The organism is Micromonospora sp. WMMD723, assembly GCF_049863385.1.
GTDB classification, from domain to species: Bacteria; Actinomycetota; Actinomycetes; order Mycobacteriales; family Micromonosporaceae; genus Micromonospora; species Micromonospora wenchangensis.
Genome location: NZ_JBMKNR010000001.1, coordinates 5,708,662 through 5,722,265 on the forward strand (window position 1 = coordinate 5,708,662; position 13,604 = coordinate 5,722,265).

A 13,604-nucleotide genomic window follows, 5' to 3' on the forward strand; every position below is an offset into this window, starting at 1 on the left:
CGACGTCAGCCCTTGTCGGCCAGAGCGCCCTCCCCGACGGATGTCTGCTGTGGAGCGTTGGTGTCCAACAGGCCCGCGATGTGCGCCTCGGCCTGGTGCTCCACCGCCAACCGGAACGCCTCGGTGAGTACGTTGACCACCCCCTGGGTCAGCAGGATCGTCTCCCGGTCCCCGTCGGACCACGACGGCCGGGGCCCGCCGCCACCCAGCTCGGGGGCGAGCGTCAACATCCGGGCGGTGACCTCCGCGACCAGTTCGTCGGCCAGGGGCCGGACGCTGTCGAGCACCTCACTGAGCGCCTGCAACGCCGGCACCGTCCCCATCCGGACCCGGTGCAGGTCCAACGCGGCGCGCAACGGCCGGGGCCGCACCGTGCGCACCGTCCCGTCCGGCGCCCGGCCGATCACCCCGTGCCGGGTCAACGCGTGGGTCAACGCGGGCCGTTCGGCAGCCAGCCGTTGCAGCATCGCGGTCAGCCCGTCGGGGGTGTCGTCGCCGCCCCGCACGCCGAGCATCGCCTCGATGGAGACCAGGTTGAAACCCTGCCGTTGCAGGGTCAGGATGGCCTCCAGCCGGCGCACGTGGGAGTCGTCGTAGAGCGCGACCCGGCCCCGGCGCACCGGGGGTGCCAACAGCCGGCGGGCCTGGTGGGCGCGGATGTTCCGCGCCGACATGCCCACCTTGCGGGCGAGTTCCTCAACGGTGTAGCCGACCGCGGTGCCGGCGTTCGCCGGCCCGGTAGTCACCCGGTCGATGGTCACGGTAGCCTCCGCCTGCGTCGGGGACGGGGTACGGCGACCTGCCGGCCGGTTGCGGCGGACGGCAGACCCCCCGTGGCCGAGCGTATGGCCGGGCACTCCCCGGCGACATGAGGGGAACCACTACTTGCCTCCGGCGGCGACGAACCATTATCCTCCGTGACCGCGCGATCACAGTATCCCCGGACGGCCGGATTCGCTGTCAGCGTCCCGGGGCGTCGGTGGCGCGGGCCGGGGCGGTGAACGGCAGCAGCACCCGGAACACGGTCGACCCGGGCAAGCTGTCCACCCGGATGTCGCCGTGGTGCTTGTTGACCACGATCCGGTACGAGATGTCCAACCCCAGCCCGGTGCCCTCACCGACGGCCTTGGTGGTGAAGAACGGTTCGAAGATACGCGGCCGGACCGCCTCGGGAATCCCCGGCCCGGTGTCGACGATCTCGACGGCCAGCAGGTCGCCGGCCCGGCCGGTGCGCAGCGTCAGGGTGCCCGCAGGGCCCATCGCCGACAGCGCGTTGTCGATCAGGTTCGTCCACACCTGGTTCAGCTCGGCCGCGTACGCGGGAATCGGGGGCAGGTCCCGGTCGTACGCCCGGACCACCCGCACCCCCGGCGGCACCTTCGCCTTGAACATGACCAGGGTGGCATCGAGCAGGTCGTGCACGTCCACCACCTGGTGCGGGGCCCGGTCGAGCTGCGAGTACTGCTTGGCCGCACCGACCAGGGTGGAGATCCGGGTGACCGCGTCGTCGATCTCGGCCATCAACTGCTCGGTGTCCAACGTGTACGACAGCCAGCGCACCGCCGACTCCAGGTCCTGCGGGCCGACCACCTCGCGGACCTGCTCCAGCCACGCGGTGTCCAGGCCGGCGGCGACAAGCGTCGGCGCGAGGTCCCAGCCGGCCGTGACCTGCTGCTCGTCCAGCCAGTCGGCCAGGGCGTCCTCGGCGTCGCTGGCCGCCATCGGGGACAGCTGCGGCGCGCGGGCGGCCCGCTTCACCGCCTCCTCCTGCAACTCCACCAGGGTGTGCAGCCGCCGGCCGTCGAGCCGGCCGTCGGCGATCATCGCCAGCTTGTGCCGCATCCCGGCGACCCGGTCCCGCAGCGCCGAGGTGGCCCGTACCGCCGCGCCGGCCGGGTTGTTCAACTCGTGGGTGAGCCCGGCCGACAGCGAACCCAGGGCGAGCAGCCGTTCCCGCTCGCCGATGATGGTCTGGGTGTCACGCATCCCGAAGAACAGCCCCTCCAGCAGGTGCATGGCCATCGGGAACCAGGTGCGTACCGCGTGGGCGAACGTCTCGGCGGGCAGCACCAGGAACGCGGCGTCGGTGACCGCCCGCAGCGTGTTGAGGTAGACCTGGTCGACCTGCCCACCGAGGTACGCCTGGGTGGCCCCGCCGTACACGCCGCGCTGGTCGGTGCGGGTGACCTCCAGGTCGTCGCCGTGCACCCGCCGGCTCATCGACACCGTGCCGGACAGCAGGGTGAAGAAGCAGGTCGCCTCCTCGCCCTCGGCGTAGACCACGGTGCCGGCGGCCCGGTGCTCGACCCGACCGTGTTCGGCCAGCCAGTCGAGCTGGTCGGCGTCGAGGGCGGCGAACAGGAACAGCTCCCGCACCTGGTCCGGGGTGAGTCGTTCGTCGGAGTCGCTCACTGTGCCTCCAGGTAGCGGTGTACCAGCGAGACGGCCATGGCACCCTCACCGACCGCCGAGGCGACCCGCTTGACCGAGGAGGCCCGCACGTCACCGGCGGCGAACACCCCGGGCAGGCTCGACTCCAGGTGGTACGGGTCGCGGGCGAGGGTCCACCCCGGTGGTTTGCGGCCACCGGCCGTCAGGTCCGGGCCGGCGACGATGAAGCCCCGCCCGTCGCGGACCAGCACCCCGTCCAGCCATTCGGTGCGCGGCTCCGCGCCGATGAAGATGAACAGCCACGAGGCGTCCACCTCGCGGACGTCGCCGCTGCGGGTGTCCCGCAGCCGCAACCGTTCCAGGTGCCCGTCACCGTCGCCGCCGACCACCTCGGTGTGCGGGTGCACCACGATCCGGTCGATCCGGTCCAGCTGCTGGATCAGGTACGACGACATCGACGCGGTCAGGTCGGCGCCCCGGATCAGCAGGTGCACCCGGCTGGCGTACCGGGAGAAGTGCACCGCCGCCTGGCCGGCGGAGTTGGCCCCGCCGACGATCCAGACGTCCTGGTCGACGCAGCTCGGGGCCTCGGTCGACGCCGCGCCGTAGAACACTCCGCGCCCGGTCAGGTCGGCCAGGCCGGGCGCGTCGAGCACCCGGTAGGACACGCCGGTGGCCAGCACGACCGTGTGCGCGGCGATGGTGCTGCCGTCGCCGAAGTGCAGCAGCCGGGCCGCCCCGGCGCTCTCCAGCCCCACCACCTCGCGGGTGCTGAGCAGCTCCGCGCCGAACTTCAGCGCCTGCCGGCGGGCCCGGTCGGTGAGCTGGGCACCGGAGACCCCGTCGGGGAAACCGAGGTAGTTCTCGATCCGGCTGCTCTGCCCGGCCTGGCCGCCGGTGGCCCGCCGCTCCACCAGCACGGTGCGCAGCCCCTCCGACGCCCCGTAGACGGCCGCGCCGAGCCCGGCCGGCCCACCACCGACCACCACCAGGTCGTAGAAGTCGGCGGACGGGGCGACGGTGAGCCCGGCCACCGCCGCCAGTTCCGCCTCCGTCGGGGCGACCAGCGCCTTGCCGTCCGGGGTGACCACCAGCGGCACGTCGGTGGCGTCGGCCCCGGCGGCGGCGAGCAACCGGCCACCCTCCGGGTCGTCGGTGAGCAGCCAGCGGTAGGGCACCAGGTTGCGGGCGAGGAAGTCGCGGACCGCGAACGACGGGGCCGACCAGCGGTGCCCGACCACCCGGATCTCGTCGCTGGCCTGGTCGGGGCTGGCCGCCCAGGCCTCCAGCAGGGTGTCCACCACCGGGTAGAGCTTCTCCTCCGGCGGGTGCCACGGCTTGAGCAGGTAATGGTCCAGGTCGACCACGTTGATCGCGTCGATCGCCGCCTCGGTGTCGGCGTACGCGGTCAGCAGCACCCGGCGGGCGGCGGGGAAGAGGTCCATCGCGGCCTCCAGGAACTGGATGCCGTTCATCTCGGGCATCCGGTAGTCGGCCAGCATCACCGCCACCCGTTCGCCCCGCAGCTTGATCTCCCGCAGCGCCTCCAAGCCGCCGGGGCCGGAGTCGGCCCGGACCACCCGGTAGCGGTCGCCGTACCGGCGGCGGATGTCGCGGGCGACCGCCCGGGAGACGGCGGGGTCGTCGTCGATGGTGAGGATCACCGGCTGTGCCATGGTGCCCATGTAAGCACAGCCGTCGGGCCGGGCGTCCGTGCCGCCGACGCGGTCCGGGAGCGGCCGGGCCGACGGTGGTTATCCGTTGGTTTTCTCCCGGACCCGGCCTATGGTTGCCCCCATGTACCCGGCCGTCAGCCCCCGCATCACCGCCACCGGTTCCCCGGTGGCGGTGGTCGTGCCCACCCACCGGCGGCCGAGCCCGATCCCCGCCGGGCGTGGCCCACCCGGAGACCGGACATCCTCCGCAACGGCCACCAGGGCGAAGCCAACAGGCTTCGGCCCTTTTTGTTTTTCCCGACCCCGTACCCGGACACCGAGCCCGAAAGGACCCGTCCATGAGCACCGATCTGCACGACCAGACCGACCAGCACCGGCTGACCATGCTCCGCCAGAGCCTCACCGACCAGTTCGCGTCGCAGACCGCCCGGTTGACCGAGTTGACCGCCGACACCGGCGACCCGGCCGAGGCGCACACCCGGGGCGCGCTGATCGCGGCCACCCGGCAGAGCCTGGACCACCTGGCCGGCGCGCTGCGCAGGATCGCCGAGGGGAGCTACGGCCGCTGCGAACGTTGCCAGGTGGCGATCCCCGCCGAACGGCTGGAGGTGCTGCCGCAGGCCCGCTTCTGCGTCCCCTGCCAGCAGAAGGCCCACGGCTGACCCGTCCGACCCGGACCCGGCGCGGCGGTGGCGTGTGCCACCGCCGGCTCCGGCCGGCGGGATGGTCGGCCGGTGTCGGGCCCCTGCGGGGACGGGGAGACGGTGGGGCCCGGCACCGGCGGGCGGGACCGGTGGGTGGTCCGCGTCCTTTCGAGCTGATGACGTCGACGCATCACCCGCCGCAACGCCTCCACCCGCCGCCGGTGTCACACCCGTCCGTGCCGACCGACATCGGCTGACCGGAGTTGAGTCGTCGACGTCGTCAGATCGAAAGGACGCGCACCGACCATCCCTTGCCCCATACGTCCGGCCCGTGAGGAATCTCGGAACGCATGGTGACGCCGAGGATGATCCCGACGTTCCTGACGTTCGACGCCCGTACGGAGGGCCCAGGTCAACGTGGCCGGGGCGGTGGCGGACCGACTGTCCGGTGTGAGGTCGCTGACGCGGATCGTCCGGACCTGTTTCACGGCGTGACCGTGTGCACCGCGCCGACCCGCAGGAACTCCAGGCGCTCGGCGGCGGCGCTGCCGGCCGCCGCGGTGTAGACGGTGATCCGCAGGTCGGAGCCGGTGACGGTCAGCACGTCACAGTCCAGCTCCAGGTCACCGACCAGCCGGTGGTGCACCGTCTTGCGGGAGCTGACATGCCGTCCCGCCGCGCCCGACCGCCACAGGTCCCGGAAGCGCGGGCTGGCCGCGGAGACCTCGGCGACGAGGGTACGCAGCTCCTCGTCCTGCGGATAGGTGGTGACGGCCTGACGCAGGTCGGCGACCAGCGCCCGTTCGATCTCCTCGTCCGGCCCGTGGGTGTCAGCCCAGTTCGGGGGCGCGCAGAAGGTCGCCCGGATCACGTTGCGGTCGGCGGCCGGACTGCCCGCCGGGTCACCGCAGAGGGCGCTCCACATGGTGTTCCAGGTGATCAGGCTCCAGTCCGCCGCGTAGACCGCCACCGGGTAGTCGGTCATCCGGGTGACCAGCCGCTGGACCCCGGGCGGAATGTGCACCGGCACCACCCGGCCGGCCGGCACCGGCAGCCCGGCGGCCTGGTGCAGAAGGGCGTTCTGTGCCTCGTCGAGTTGCAGGGCGCGGGCCAGCGCGGCCACGACCGGCTGACTGGGCCGCCGCGACCGGCCCTGCTCCAGGCGGACCAGATAGTCGACGCTCACCCCGGCCAACCCGGCCAGCTCCTCACGGCGCAGCCCCTGCGCCCGACGCCGCCCGTGCCCGGACAGGCCCACGTCGGTGGGGGAGCACCGGTCCCGCCACGCCCGCAGAAGACTGCCGAGATCGTTCGTCATGGCCCCATGATGGCCGCGTTCCCGGCGGGTTGCCTGGTAACGCCGTTCCTACCGTAGCGGCGGGCCCTGGCTACCCGGCCGGCACCGGACGACCCTCGACGTATGACACCATCTCTCGCCGGGCGTACCGTCGTGATCACCGGAGCCAACAGCGGCATCGGCCGCGCCACCGCCCGTACCCTGGCAGCCCGGGGTGCCCGCGTCGTTCTCGCGGTCCGCGACCTGGACCGGGGCCGCGCCGCCGCCGCCGACATGCCCGGCCGGGCCGAGGTGCGGCGCCTCGACCTGGCGGACCTGTCCTCGGTCCGCGCGTTCGCTGCGGCCTGGACCGAACCCGTCGACGTGCTGATCAACAACGCGGGGGTGATGATGCCACCGCCGGATCTGACGGTCGACGGCTTCGAACCGCACTTCGGCATCAACCACCTGGGCCACTTCGCCCTCACCAACCTACTGCTCCCGCGGATCACCGGCCGGGTCGTCACCGTGTCCGCCGGCGGGCACCGGGCCGGCACCCTGGACCTGGACGATCCGCACTGGAGGAACCGCCCCTACCGGCCGTTCCCGGCGTACACCCAGTCCAAGCTCGCCAACCTGCTCTTCACCGCCGAACTCCAGCGCCGCCTCACCGCGTCCGGCTCGGCCGTCCTCGCCACCGCCGCCAACCCCGGCCTGGCCGCCACCAACCTGCTCAGTCACGGCGGCAGCCGGGCGGCCCGCTGGACGAACGCCCTGCTGCGCCCCCTGTCCCAGTCCGACGTGGGCGGCGCCCGGACCACCGTGCACGCCGCCACCGCCGACCTGCCCGGCAACAGCTACGTCTCACCGAGCGGCGTGACCCAGTCCCGGGGCCGCCCCAGGGTCACCACTCCGTCGAAGGCGGCCCGAGACCCCGAACTCGCCCGCCGCCTCTGGACCCTCTCCGAGAGCATGACAGCCACCACGTTCCCCCTGCCGAGCAGGCCGTAGCTGAGGGAACCCACCTAGCAGCCTAGGATGCCTTAGGGGTGATGGCCCACTCCACCCGTCGAGAGGGGGGATCGGGGTCGGCCCCACGGGCCGGTCGAGCCGGTACGGTGCTCGCCGTGACCGCAGACGATCGCCGGACGGCCGGCCCGGTCGCCGTGCTCGCCAACCCCGTCGCCGGCCGGGGGCGGCACCGGGCGCTGCTGCCCCGGGTCCTCGACGGCCTCGCCGCCGCCGGCCACCCGGTGGAACTGCTCACCGCCCGCGACCCCGCCGGGGCCGAGGCGGCCTGCCACGCGGCGGTCGCCAACGGTGCGTCCGCGCTGGTCGCGGTCGGTGGCGACGGCACCGTCCACCGGGCGCTGCAGGCGGTAGGCGGCACGCCGGTGCCGTTCGCCCCGGTGCCGGTCGGCACCGGCAACGACTTCGCCGCCGACGCGGGGTTCCCGGCCGATCCACTCGCCGCCGTCGCGGTGATCGCCGCCGCGCTGCGGGCCGGCCGTACCCGTGCGGTCGACCTGGCCCGGATGACCGGCGGCGACGGCACCGACCGCTGGTACGGGGCGGTCCTCGCCGCCGGCTTCGACGCGATCGTCAACGAGCGGGCCAACCGGATGCGCTGGCCGCGCGGCTCCCGCCGGTACGATATGGCGATCCTCGTCGAGTTGGCCCGGTTGCGCCCGCGCCGCTACACGCTGCGCCTCGACGGTGTCGCGCACGAGGTGGACGCGGTGCTGGTAGCGGTGGGCAACGGTGCCCGTTACGGGGGCGGTATGCGGATCTGCCCCGCCGCCGACCTCACCGACGGGCTGCTGGACGTGGTGGTCGGCGGTCGCTTCGACAGGCGCACCCTGATCCGGGTCAAACCCCGCATCTACGCGGGCACCCACGTGACGCATCCGCTGGCGAGCAGCTTCCGGGCCCGCACCGTCGAACTGGCCGCCGAGGGCATCACCACGTACGCCGACGGGGAACGGTCCCTGGACCTGCCGGTACGGATCAGCGCGGTGCCTCGGGCGGTGCGTCTGCTGCGGTGAGCGGCCCCCGGGGGGCGGCGGCGCGGACCGCGCCGATGCTGGCGACGACCACCAGGCCGATCGCCAGTACCTCGACCGGGTGCAGGTCCTGCCCCAGGATCAGCCAGCCGGCGAGCGCGGCGAGCGCCGGACCGAGGCTCATCAACACGGCGAAGGTCGACGTGGCCAGCCGGCGCAGGGCCAACAGTTCCAGCGTGTAGGGCAGCACCGAGGCGAGCAGCGCCAGCCCCGCCCCGAGGGCCAGCACCCCCGGATGCCACAGCCGGGCCCCGGCGTCGGCCAGGCCGTACGGCAGCGACAGCAGCGCGGCCAGGGCCAGCGCGAGGGCCAGCCCGTCGGCCCGGGGGAACCGCCCGCCGACCCGCGCCGAACAGACGATGTACGCGGCCCACAGCGCACCGGCCGTGAGCGCGAGGCCGACGCCGACGGGGTGCAGCCGGTCGAAGCCGCCCTGGCCCAGCAGCGCCACCCCGGCCAGCGCGAGACCCGCCCAGCACCAGGCCGTCCACCGGCGGGCGGTCAGCACCGACAGGGTGAGCGGCCCGAGCACCTCCAGGGTCACCGCCGGGCCGAGCGGGATCCGTTCGATGGCCTGGTAGAAGACCGAGTTCATGCCGGCCAGGGCGAGCCCGAACGCGCCGACGGCCAGCCAGTCGGCCCGGTCGTGCCCGCGCAACCGGGGGCGGCAGACCAGCAGCATCAGCGCCGCCCCGATGGCCAGCCGCAGGGTGACCGTGCCGGGGACGCCGACCCGGGGGAAGAGCAGCGCGGCGACGGCGGAGCCGAAGTGCACCGACAACGCCCCGCCGAGCACCAGCCCGACCGCCGTCGCCCGGCCGGACGAGCCGGTCACGGGGAGGGCAGGGCCAGGTCGAGCACGGTGCCGAGGCCGCTGGGTCGGCCCGGTCCGGCGGCCGGCAGCACCAGCACCCCGCAGCCGGCGGCGACCGCCCCGGCGTCGGCCGGGGTGTCCCCGACCATCAGCGTCCGCTCCGGGTCCACCCGCAGCATCCCGCAGGCGCGCAGGAAGATGCCCGGGTCCGGCTTGCACCGCCCCACCTCGTACGACAGCGCGTACGCGTCGACCAGGTCGGCCAGCCCCCACGCTGCGAAGTGGGGGCGGATGTCGAAGCCGATGTTGCTGACCACCGCCACCGGGATCCCGGCGTCGCGGAGCGCGGTGAGCACCGGCGCGGTGTCCGGGTAGGGCACCCAGCCGTCGGGGGTCAGCACCCGCTCGTAGAGCGCCTCGGCGAAGCCGTCGATCCCGGCGTCCACCGTCTCGGCCAGCCCGGTGTACGCGGCCCGGTGGGCGTGCTCGTAGAGATCCCGGTCGGCCCAGAGTTCGGCGAGCCGGGGCGGTACCCGGGCCGGCAGCGGGCCGCCGGCCCGGCCGGCGGTGAGCAGCCGGTCGGCAAGCGCCGTGGCCCGCATCCGCTCCAGCTCGACCCCGCACGTCGCGGCGGCGGCGACCACCCAGTCGTGGGCCGGTTCGACCTGGGCGAGGGTGCCGTGGAAGTCGAAGAGCACCGCCTGGACGCGATGGCGGGACGCGCCCGCCCGGGTGGCGTGCGTGACGCCGTTCGGGGTGGGGGACGGTTCGGCATGATCCGGCACGTCGTGCACCCTACCGACCCGCCCCGACGGCCGTGCCGGACGGCCTTGGGCGGTGGGTGTCGGTGGTACCGATTAATCTTGCTGACATGTCGAGCCCCGCCGAGCGGTACGCCGAGGCCCGTCGCCGGGCTGCCCAGGCCGCCCAGTTCCCGGCCCTGGAGGAGTTCACCCTCGACCTGGGGTTCGACCTCGACGACTTCCAGCGTGAGGCGTGCCAGTCGCTGGAGCGGGGCAGCGGGGTGCTGGTCTGCGCCCCGACCGGGGCGGGCAAGACGGTGGTCGGCGAGTTCGCCGTGCACCTGGCGTTGCGGGGTGTGCCGGGTGCGGCGTCGCCGGCCGGGGACGCGTCCCCCGCTCCCCGGCGCAAGTGCTTCTACACCACGCCGATCAAGGCGCTGTCCAACCAGAAGTACCACGACCTGGTGCAGCGTTACGGCGCCGCCCAGGTGGGGCTGCTCACCGGCGACAACGCGATCAACGGGGACGCCCCGGTGGTGGTGATGACCACCGAGGTGCTGCGCAACATGCTCTACGCCGGGTCGACCACCCTGGCCGGCCTGGCCTACGTGGTGATGGACGAGGTGCACTACCTCGCCGACCGGTTCCGGGGCGGGGTCTGGGAAGAGGTGATCATCCACCTGCCCTCCTCGGTGACCCTGGTGTCGCTGTCGGCGACGGTCTCCAACGCCGAGGAGTTCGCCGACTGGCTGGTCACGGTGCGCGGTGAGACGGCGGTGGTGGTCAGTGAGCACCGGCCGGTGCCGTTGTGGCAGCACATGCTGGTCGGCCGGCGGATGTTCGACCTGTTCCACGACGCCGACGCGGCCCGCAAGCACGACGTGCACCCGGAGCTGTTGCGCTACACCCGGGAGCAGACCCGCCGGCTGGAGCTGGGGGAGGGGCGCGGTGCCGGTCCCGGCGGCGGTCGGCGGGGGCCGCGCTGGCGGGGGCCGCTGCGTCCGGACATCGTCGACCGGCTCGACCGGGAGGGGCTGCTCCCGGCGATCCTGTTCATCTTCAGCCGGGCCGGCTGCGCCGCCGCCGTGCAGCAGTGCCTGGCGGCCGGTCTGCGGCTGACCTCGGCGGAGGAACGCGCCGAGATCCGTCGGGTGGTGGAGTCCCGGGTGACCGCGATCCCCGGCGAGGACCTGAGCGTGCTGGGCTACTGGGAGTGGCTCGACGGCTTGGAACGTGGCCTGGCCGCCCACCACGCCGGGATGCTGCCGGTGTTCAAGGAGGTCGTCGAGGAGCTGTTCGTCCGGGGGCTGGTCAAGGCGGTCTTCGCCACCGAGACCCTGGCGTTGGGCATCAACATGCCGGCCCGGTGCGTGGTGCTGGAGCGGCTGGTCAAGTTCAACGGCGAGGCCCACGTCGATCTGACCCCGGGGGAGTACACGCAGCTCACCGGGCGGGCCGGGCGGCGGGGCATCGACGTCGAGGGGCACGCCGTGGTGGTGTGGTCACCCGAGACCGACCCCCGGCACGTGGCGGGCCTGGCCTCCACCCGTACCTATCCGCTGCGGTCGAGCTTCCGGCCGTCGTACAACATGGCGGTCAACCTGGTCGGCAGCGTGGGCGCCGAGCCGGCGCGTGCGCTGCTGGAGTCGTCGTTCGCCCAGTTCCAGGCGGACCGGTCGGTGGTCGGGCTGGCCCGCCAGGTGCAGCGCAACACCGAGACCATCGACGCGTACGGCGCCGAGGCGGCGTGTCACCAGGGTGACTTCGACGAGTACTTCGCGCTGCGGGTGGCCATCGCCGACCGGGAGCGGGCCATCGCCCGGCAGGGGCAGACCCAGCGCAAGGCCGCCGCGGTGGCGGCGTTGGAGCGGTTGCGGGTGGGTGACGTGATCCGGGTGCCGTCCGGGCGGCGGGCCGGGCTCGCGGTCGTCCTCGATCCGGCGACCGGGGGGTTCGGTGAGCCCCGGCCGCTGGTGCTGACCCAGGACCGTTGGGCGGGGCGGGTCAGTCCCGGCGACTTCACCACCCCGGCCGAGGTGCTGGCCCGGATCCGGGTGCCCAAGCACTTCAACCACCGCTCGCCGGCCGCGCGGCGGGATCTCGCCGCCGAGGTCAGCGGCACCGGGCTGGACCGGCACGGTGGCCGGCGGGGCGGCCGGTCCAAGCAGGCCGCCGGTGAGGACCACCGGCTCAGCCAGCTTCGCACCGAGCTGCGACGGCACCCCTGCCACGCCTGCCCGGAGCGGGAGGACCACGCCCGGTGGGCGGAGCGGCGTCGGCGGCTGGAGAAGGACACCGACGAGCTGCGGCAGCGGGTGTCGGGGCGCACCGGCTCCCTGGCCCGCACCTTCGACCGGATCGTCGCCCTGCTGACGGCACGGGGTTACCTGTCCGCCGACGGTGGGGTGACCGACGCCGGTCGGATGCTGGGCCGGATCTGGACGGAGGCCGACCTGCTGGTCGCCGAGTGTCTGCGGCGGGGCGTCTGGGACGGTCTGTCCCCGGCGGAGCTGGCCGCCGCCGTCTCGGTGGTGGTGTTCGAGGCCCGGCGGGACGTCGACGAGCGGGCGTCGCTGCCGCGTGGGCCGGTCGCCGACGCGGTCGACGAGACGCTCAAGCTGTGGAGCGAGATCGAGGCCGACGAGGCGCAGCGGGGCCTGACCGCCACCCGGGAGCCGGATCTCGGGTTCGCCTGGCCGATCTACCGGTGGGCGCGGGGGGAGACCCTGGCCAAGGTGCTCGCCAGTGGGCACCAGTTCGACGGGGAGATGCCGGCCGGGGACTTCGTCCGCTGGGCCCGACAGGTCGCCGACCTGCTCGGTCAACTATCCGACTCCGGTGGGGCGTCGACGGAGTTGCGGGCTACCGCGCGGCAGGCGATCGCCGCCGTGAACCGGGGCGTACTCGCCCATTACCCCTCCGCCTGATCATCACTTTCGGTCACCGTCGGGCGGTGAATCGACGCATCGGACGGTCACCGTGACAGCACCCCCCGGATTGCCGGGGGGTCGCTGTTGCGCCTGCTTGCAGGCTCCCCGATCATTGCTCGGGCGCGGTCGCCTACGCGCCGGTAACGAGTGGGGGGAAGACCGCCGTGGCGGAGATCAATCACTTTGAGTACGGGTGGATCACACCGGCGCTGAGTTACGCGCTGTCCGTGCTCGGTTCGTTCCTCGGTCTGGTCTGTGCCGGGCGGATCCGTACCGCCACCGGTTCCGGCCAGCGGTTCTGGTGGGGCCTGCTGGCCGCCTGGGCGATCGGTGGCACCGCGATCTGGGCGATGCACTTCATGGCCATGCTCGGGTTCGCGGTCACCGGCACCCGCATCCGCTACGACGTGCCGCTGACCGCCGCGAGCACGGTGATCGCCGTCACCGCCGTCGGGATCGGCCTGGCCATCGTCGGCACCGGCCGGCTCGGTGCCGCGAAGGTCCTCGGGGGCGGCCTGTTCACCGGCATCGGCGTCGCGGCCATGCACTACACCGGGATGGCCGCGATGCGGCTCAACGGTGACCTCAACTACGACGCCACCCGGGTCGGGCTGTCGGTGGCCATCGCCATCGTCGCGGCCACCGTGGCCCTGTGGCTGGCGATGACCGTCCGCCGGGGCCTGGCGATCGTCGGTTCCGCCCTGCTGATGGGGGTGGCGGTCAACGGCATGCACTTCACCGGGATGAGTGCCCTGTCGGTGCACCTGCACGGGCAGCGCGGCGAGGTGACCGGCGCGGGGGTGAGCACCCTGCTGGTGCCGATCGTCCTCGCGGTGATCTTCGTGGTGGTGGGGTTGGTCTACGCGCTGCTGGCCGCGCCCACCGACGACGACCGGGCCGCCGCCGCCTACCTGCAGGCCCGGCAGGTCGACGCGCCGGTCGTCGAACCGCAGACGGCCCCGGACCCGGTGGGCCTGCGTGCCCGGTCGACCACCCTGGGCCGGCCGGGCACCCCGTTCCCGTCCCGCCGGGACGCCCCACCGCCACGCTGACCGGCGTCGGGACGC

The 13,604-nt window shown here is 73.7% G+C and carries 11 protein-coding genes; 5 read left to right on the forward strand and 6 right to left on the reverse strand.

The genetic code is table 11. The features are described 5' to 3' along the window. Positions 1-5: 5 nt before the first annotated feature. From ACN261_RS24730 to ACN261_RS24740, 3 genes are all read right to left on the reverse strand, one after another. Positions 6-761: a MerR family transcriptional regulator gene (locus ACN261_RS24730; RefSeq protein WP_421482037.1), complete on the reverse strand. Its 756-nt coding sequence runs from the start codon at positions 759-761 to the stop codon at positions 6-8. Between the two features lie 199 nt (positions 762-960). After that, positions 961-2,412 (reverse strand): ATP-binding protein, encoded by a 1,452-nt coding sequence (locus ACN261_RS24735; RefSeq protein WP_425852402.1) that lies wholly within the window; start codon positions 2,410-2,412, stop codon positions 961-963. Then, entirely contained in the window at positions 2,409-4,067 is a 1,659-nt protein-coding gene (locus ACN261_RS24740; protein ID WP_425852405.1) for an FAD-dependent oxidoreductase, read from the reverse strand. Before ACN261_RS24740 ends, ACN261_RS24735 begins: the two co-directional genes overlap by 4 nt. A 338-nt stretch (positions 4,068-4,405) precedes the next feature. On the opposite strand from ACN261_RS24740, the gene ACN261_RS24745 reads away from it, so the two are divergent. Further along, positions 4,406-4,729, forward strand: a complete 324-nt coding sequence (locus tag ACN261_RS24745; RefSeq protein ID WP_421482041.1) for a TraR/DksA family transcriptional regulator — start codon at positions 4,406-4,408, stop codon at positions 4,727-4,729. 466 nt (positions 4,730-5,195) lie between these two features. On the opposite strand, the gene ACN261_RS24750 is transcribed toward ACN261_RS24745, so the two are convergent. Further along, positions 5,196-6,029, reverse strand: coding sequence for a helix-turn-helix transcriptional regulator (locus ACN261_RS24750; protein WP_421482042.1), 834 nt, complete (start codon positions 6,027-6,029; stop codon positions 5,196-5,198). A 102-nt stretch (positions 6,030-6,131) separates the two neighbouring features. Here ACN261_RS24750 and ACN261_RS24755 point away from each other — a divergent pair, with 102 nt between their 5' ends. Both ACN261_RS24755 and ACN261_RS24760 read left to right on the forward strand, forming a co-directional pair. Beyond that, the gene (locus ACN261_RS24755) at positions 6,132-6,998 is read left to right on the forward strand and encodes an oxidoreductase (protein ID WP_425852408.1); all 867 of its coding nucleotides are present in this window, start codon (positions 6,132-6,134) and stop codon (positions 6,996-6,998) included. Between the two features lie 107 nt (positions 6,999-7,105). Next, positions 7,106-8,032, forward strand: coding sequence for a diacylglycerol kinase family protein (locus ACN261_RS24760; protein WP_425852410.1), 927 nt, complete (start codon positions 7,106-7,108; stop codon positions 8,030-8,032). Here the strand turns inward: ACN261_RS24760 and ACN261_RS24765 are convergent. Together ACN261_RS24765 and ACN261_RS24770 are read right to left on the reverse strand one after the other, a co-directional pair. After that, positions 7,995-8,885 (reverse strand): EamA family transporter, encoded by an 891-nt coding sequence (locus tag ACN261_RS24765; protein WP_421482045.1) that lies wholly within the window; start codon positions 8,883-8,885, stop codon positions 7,995-7,997. The two genes, ACN261_RS24760 and ACN261_RS24765, sit on opposite strands and share 38 nt — an antisense overlap. Next, positions 8,882-9,649: an HAD family hydrolase gene (locus ACN261_RS24770; protein WP_421482046.1), complete on the reverse strand. Its 768-nt coding sequence runs from the start codon at positions 9,647-9,649 to the stop codon at positions 8,882-8,884. Before ACN261_RS24770 ends, ACN261_RS24765 begins: the two co-directional genes overlap by 4 nt. Positions 9,650-9,735: 86 nt before the next feature. Here ACN261_RS24770 and ACN261_RS24775 point away from each other — a divergent pair, with 86 nt between their 5' ends. Further along, a complete protein-coding gene (locus ACN261_RS24775) occupies positions 9,736-12,534 on the forward strand; it encodes a DEAD/DEAH box helicase (RefSeq protein WP_421482047.1) in 2,799 nt (932 codons plus the stop codon). A gap of 167 nt (positions 12,535-12,701) precedes the next feature. Then, complete coding sequence (locus ACN261_RS24780) at positions 12,702-13,589, forward strand: MHYT domain-containing protein (RefSeq protein WP_421482048.1); 888 nt, start codon at positions 12,702-12,704, stop codon at positions 13,587-13,589. Positions 13,590-13,604: the final 15 nt, after the last annotated feature.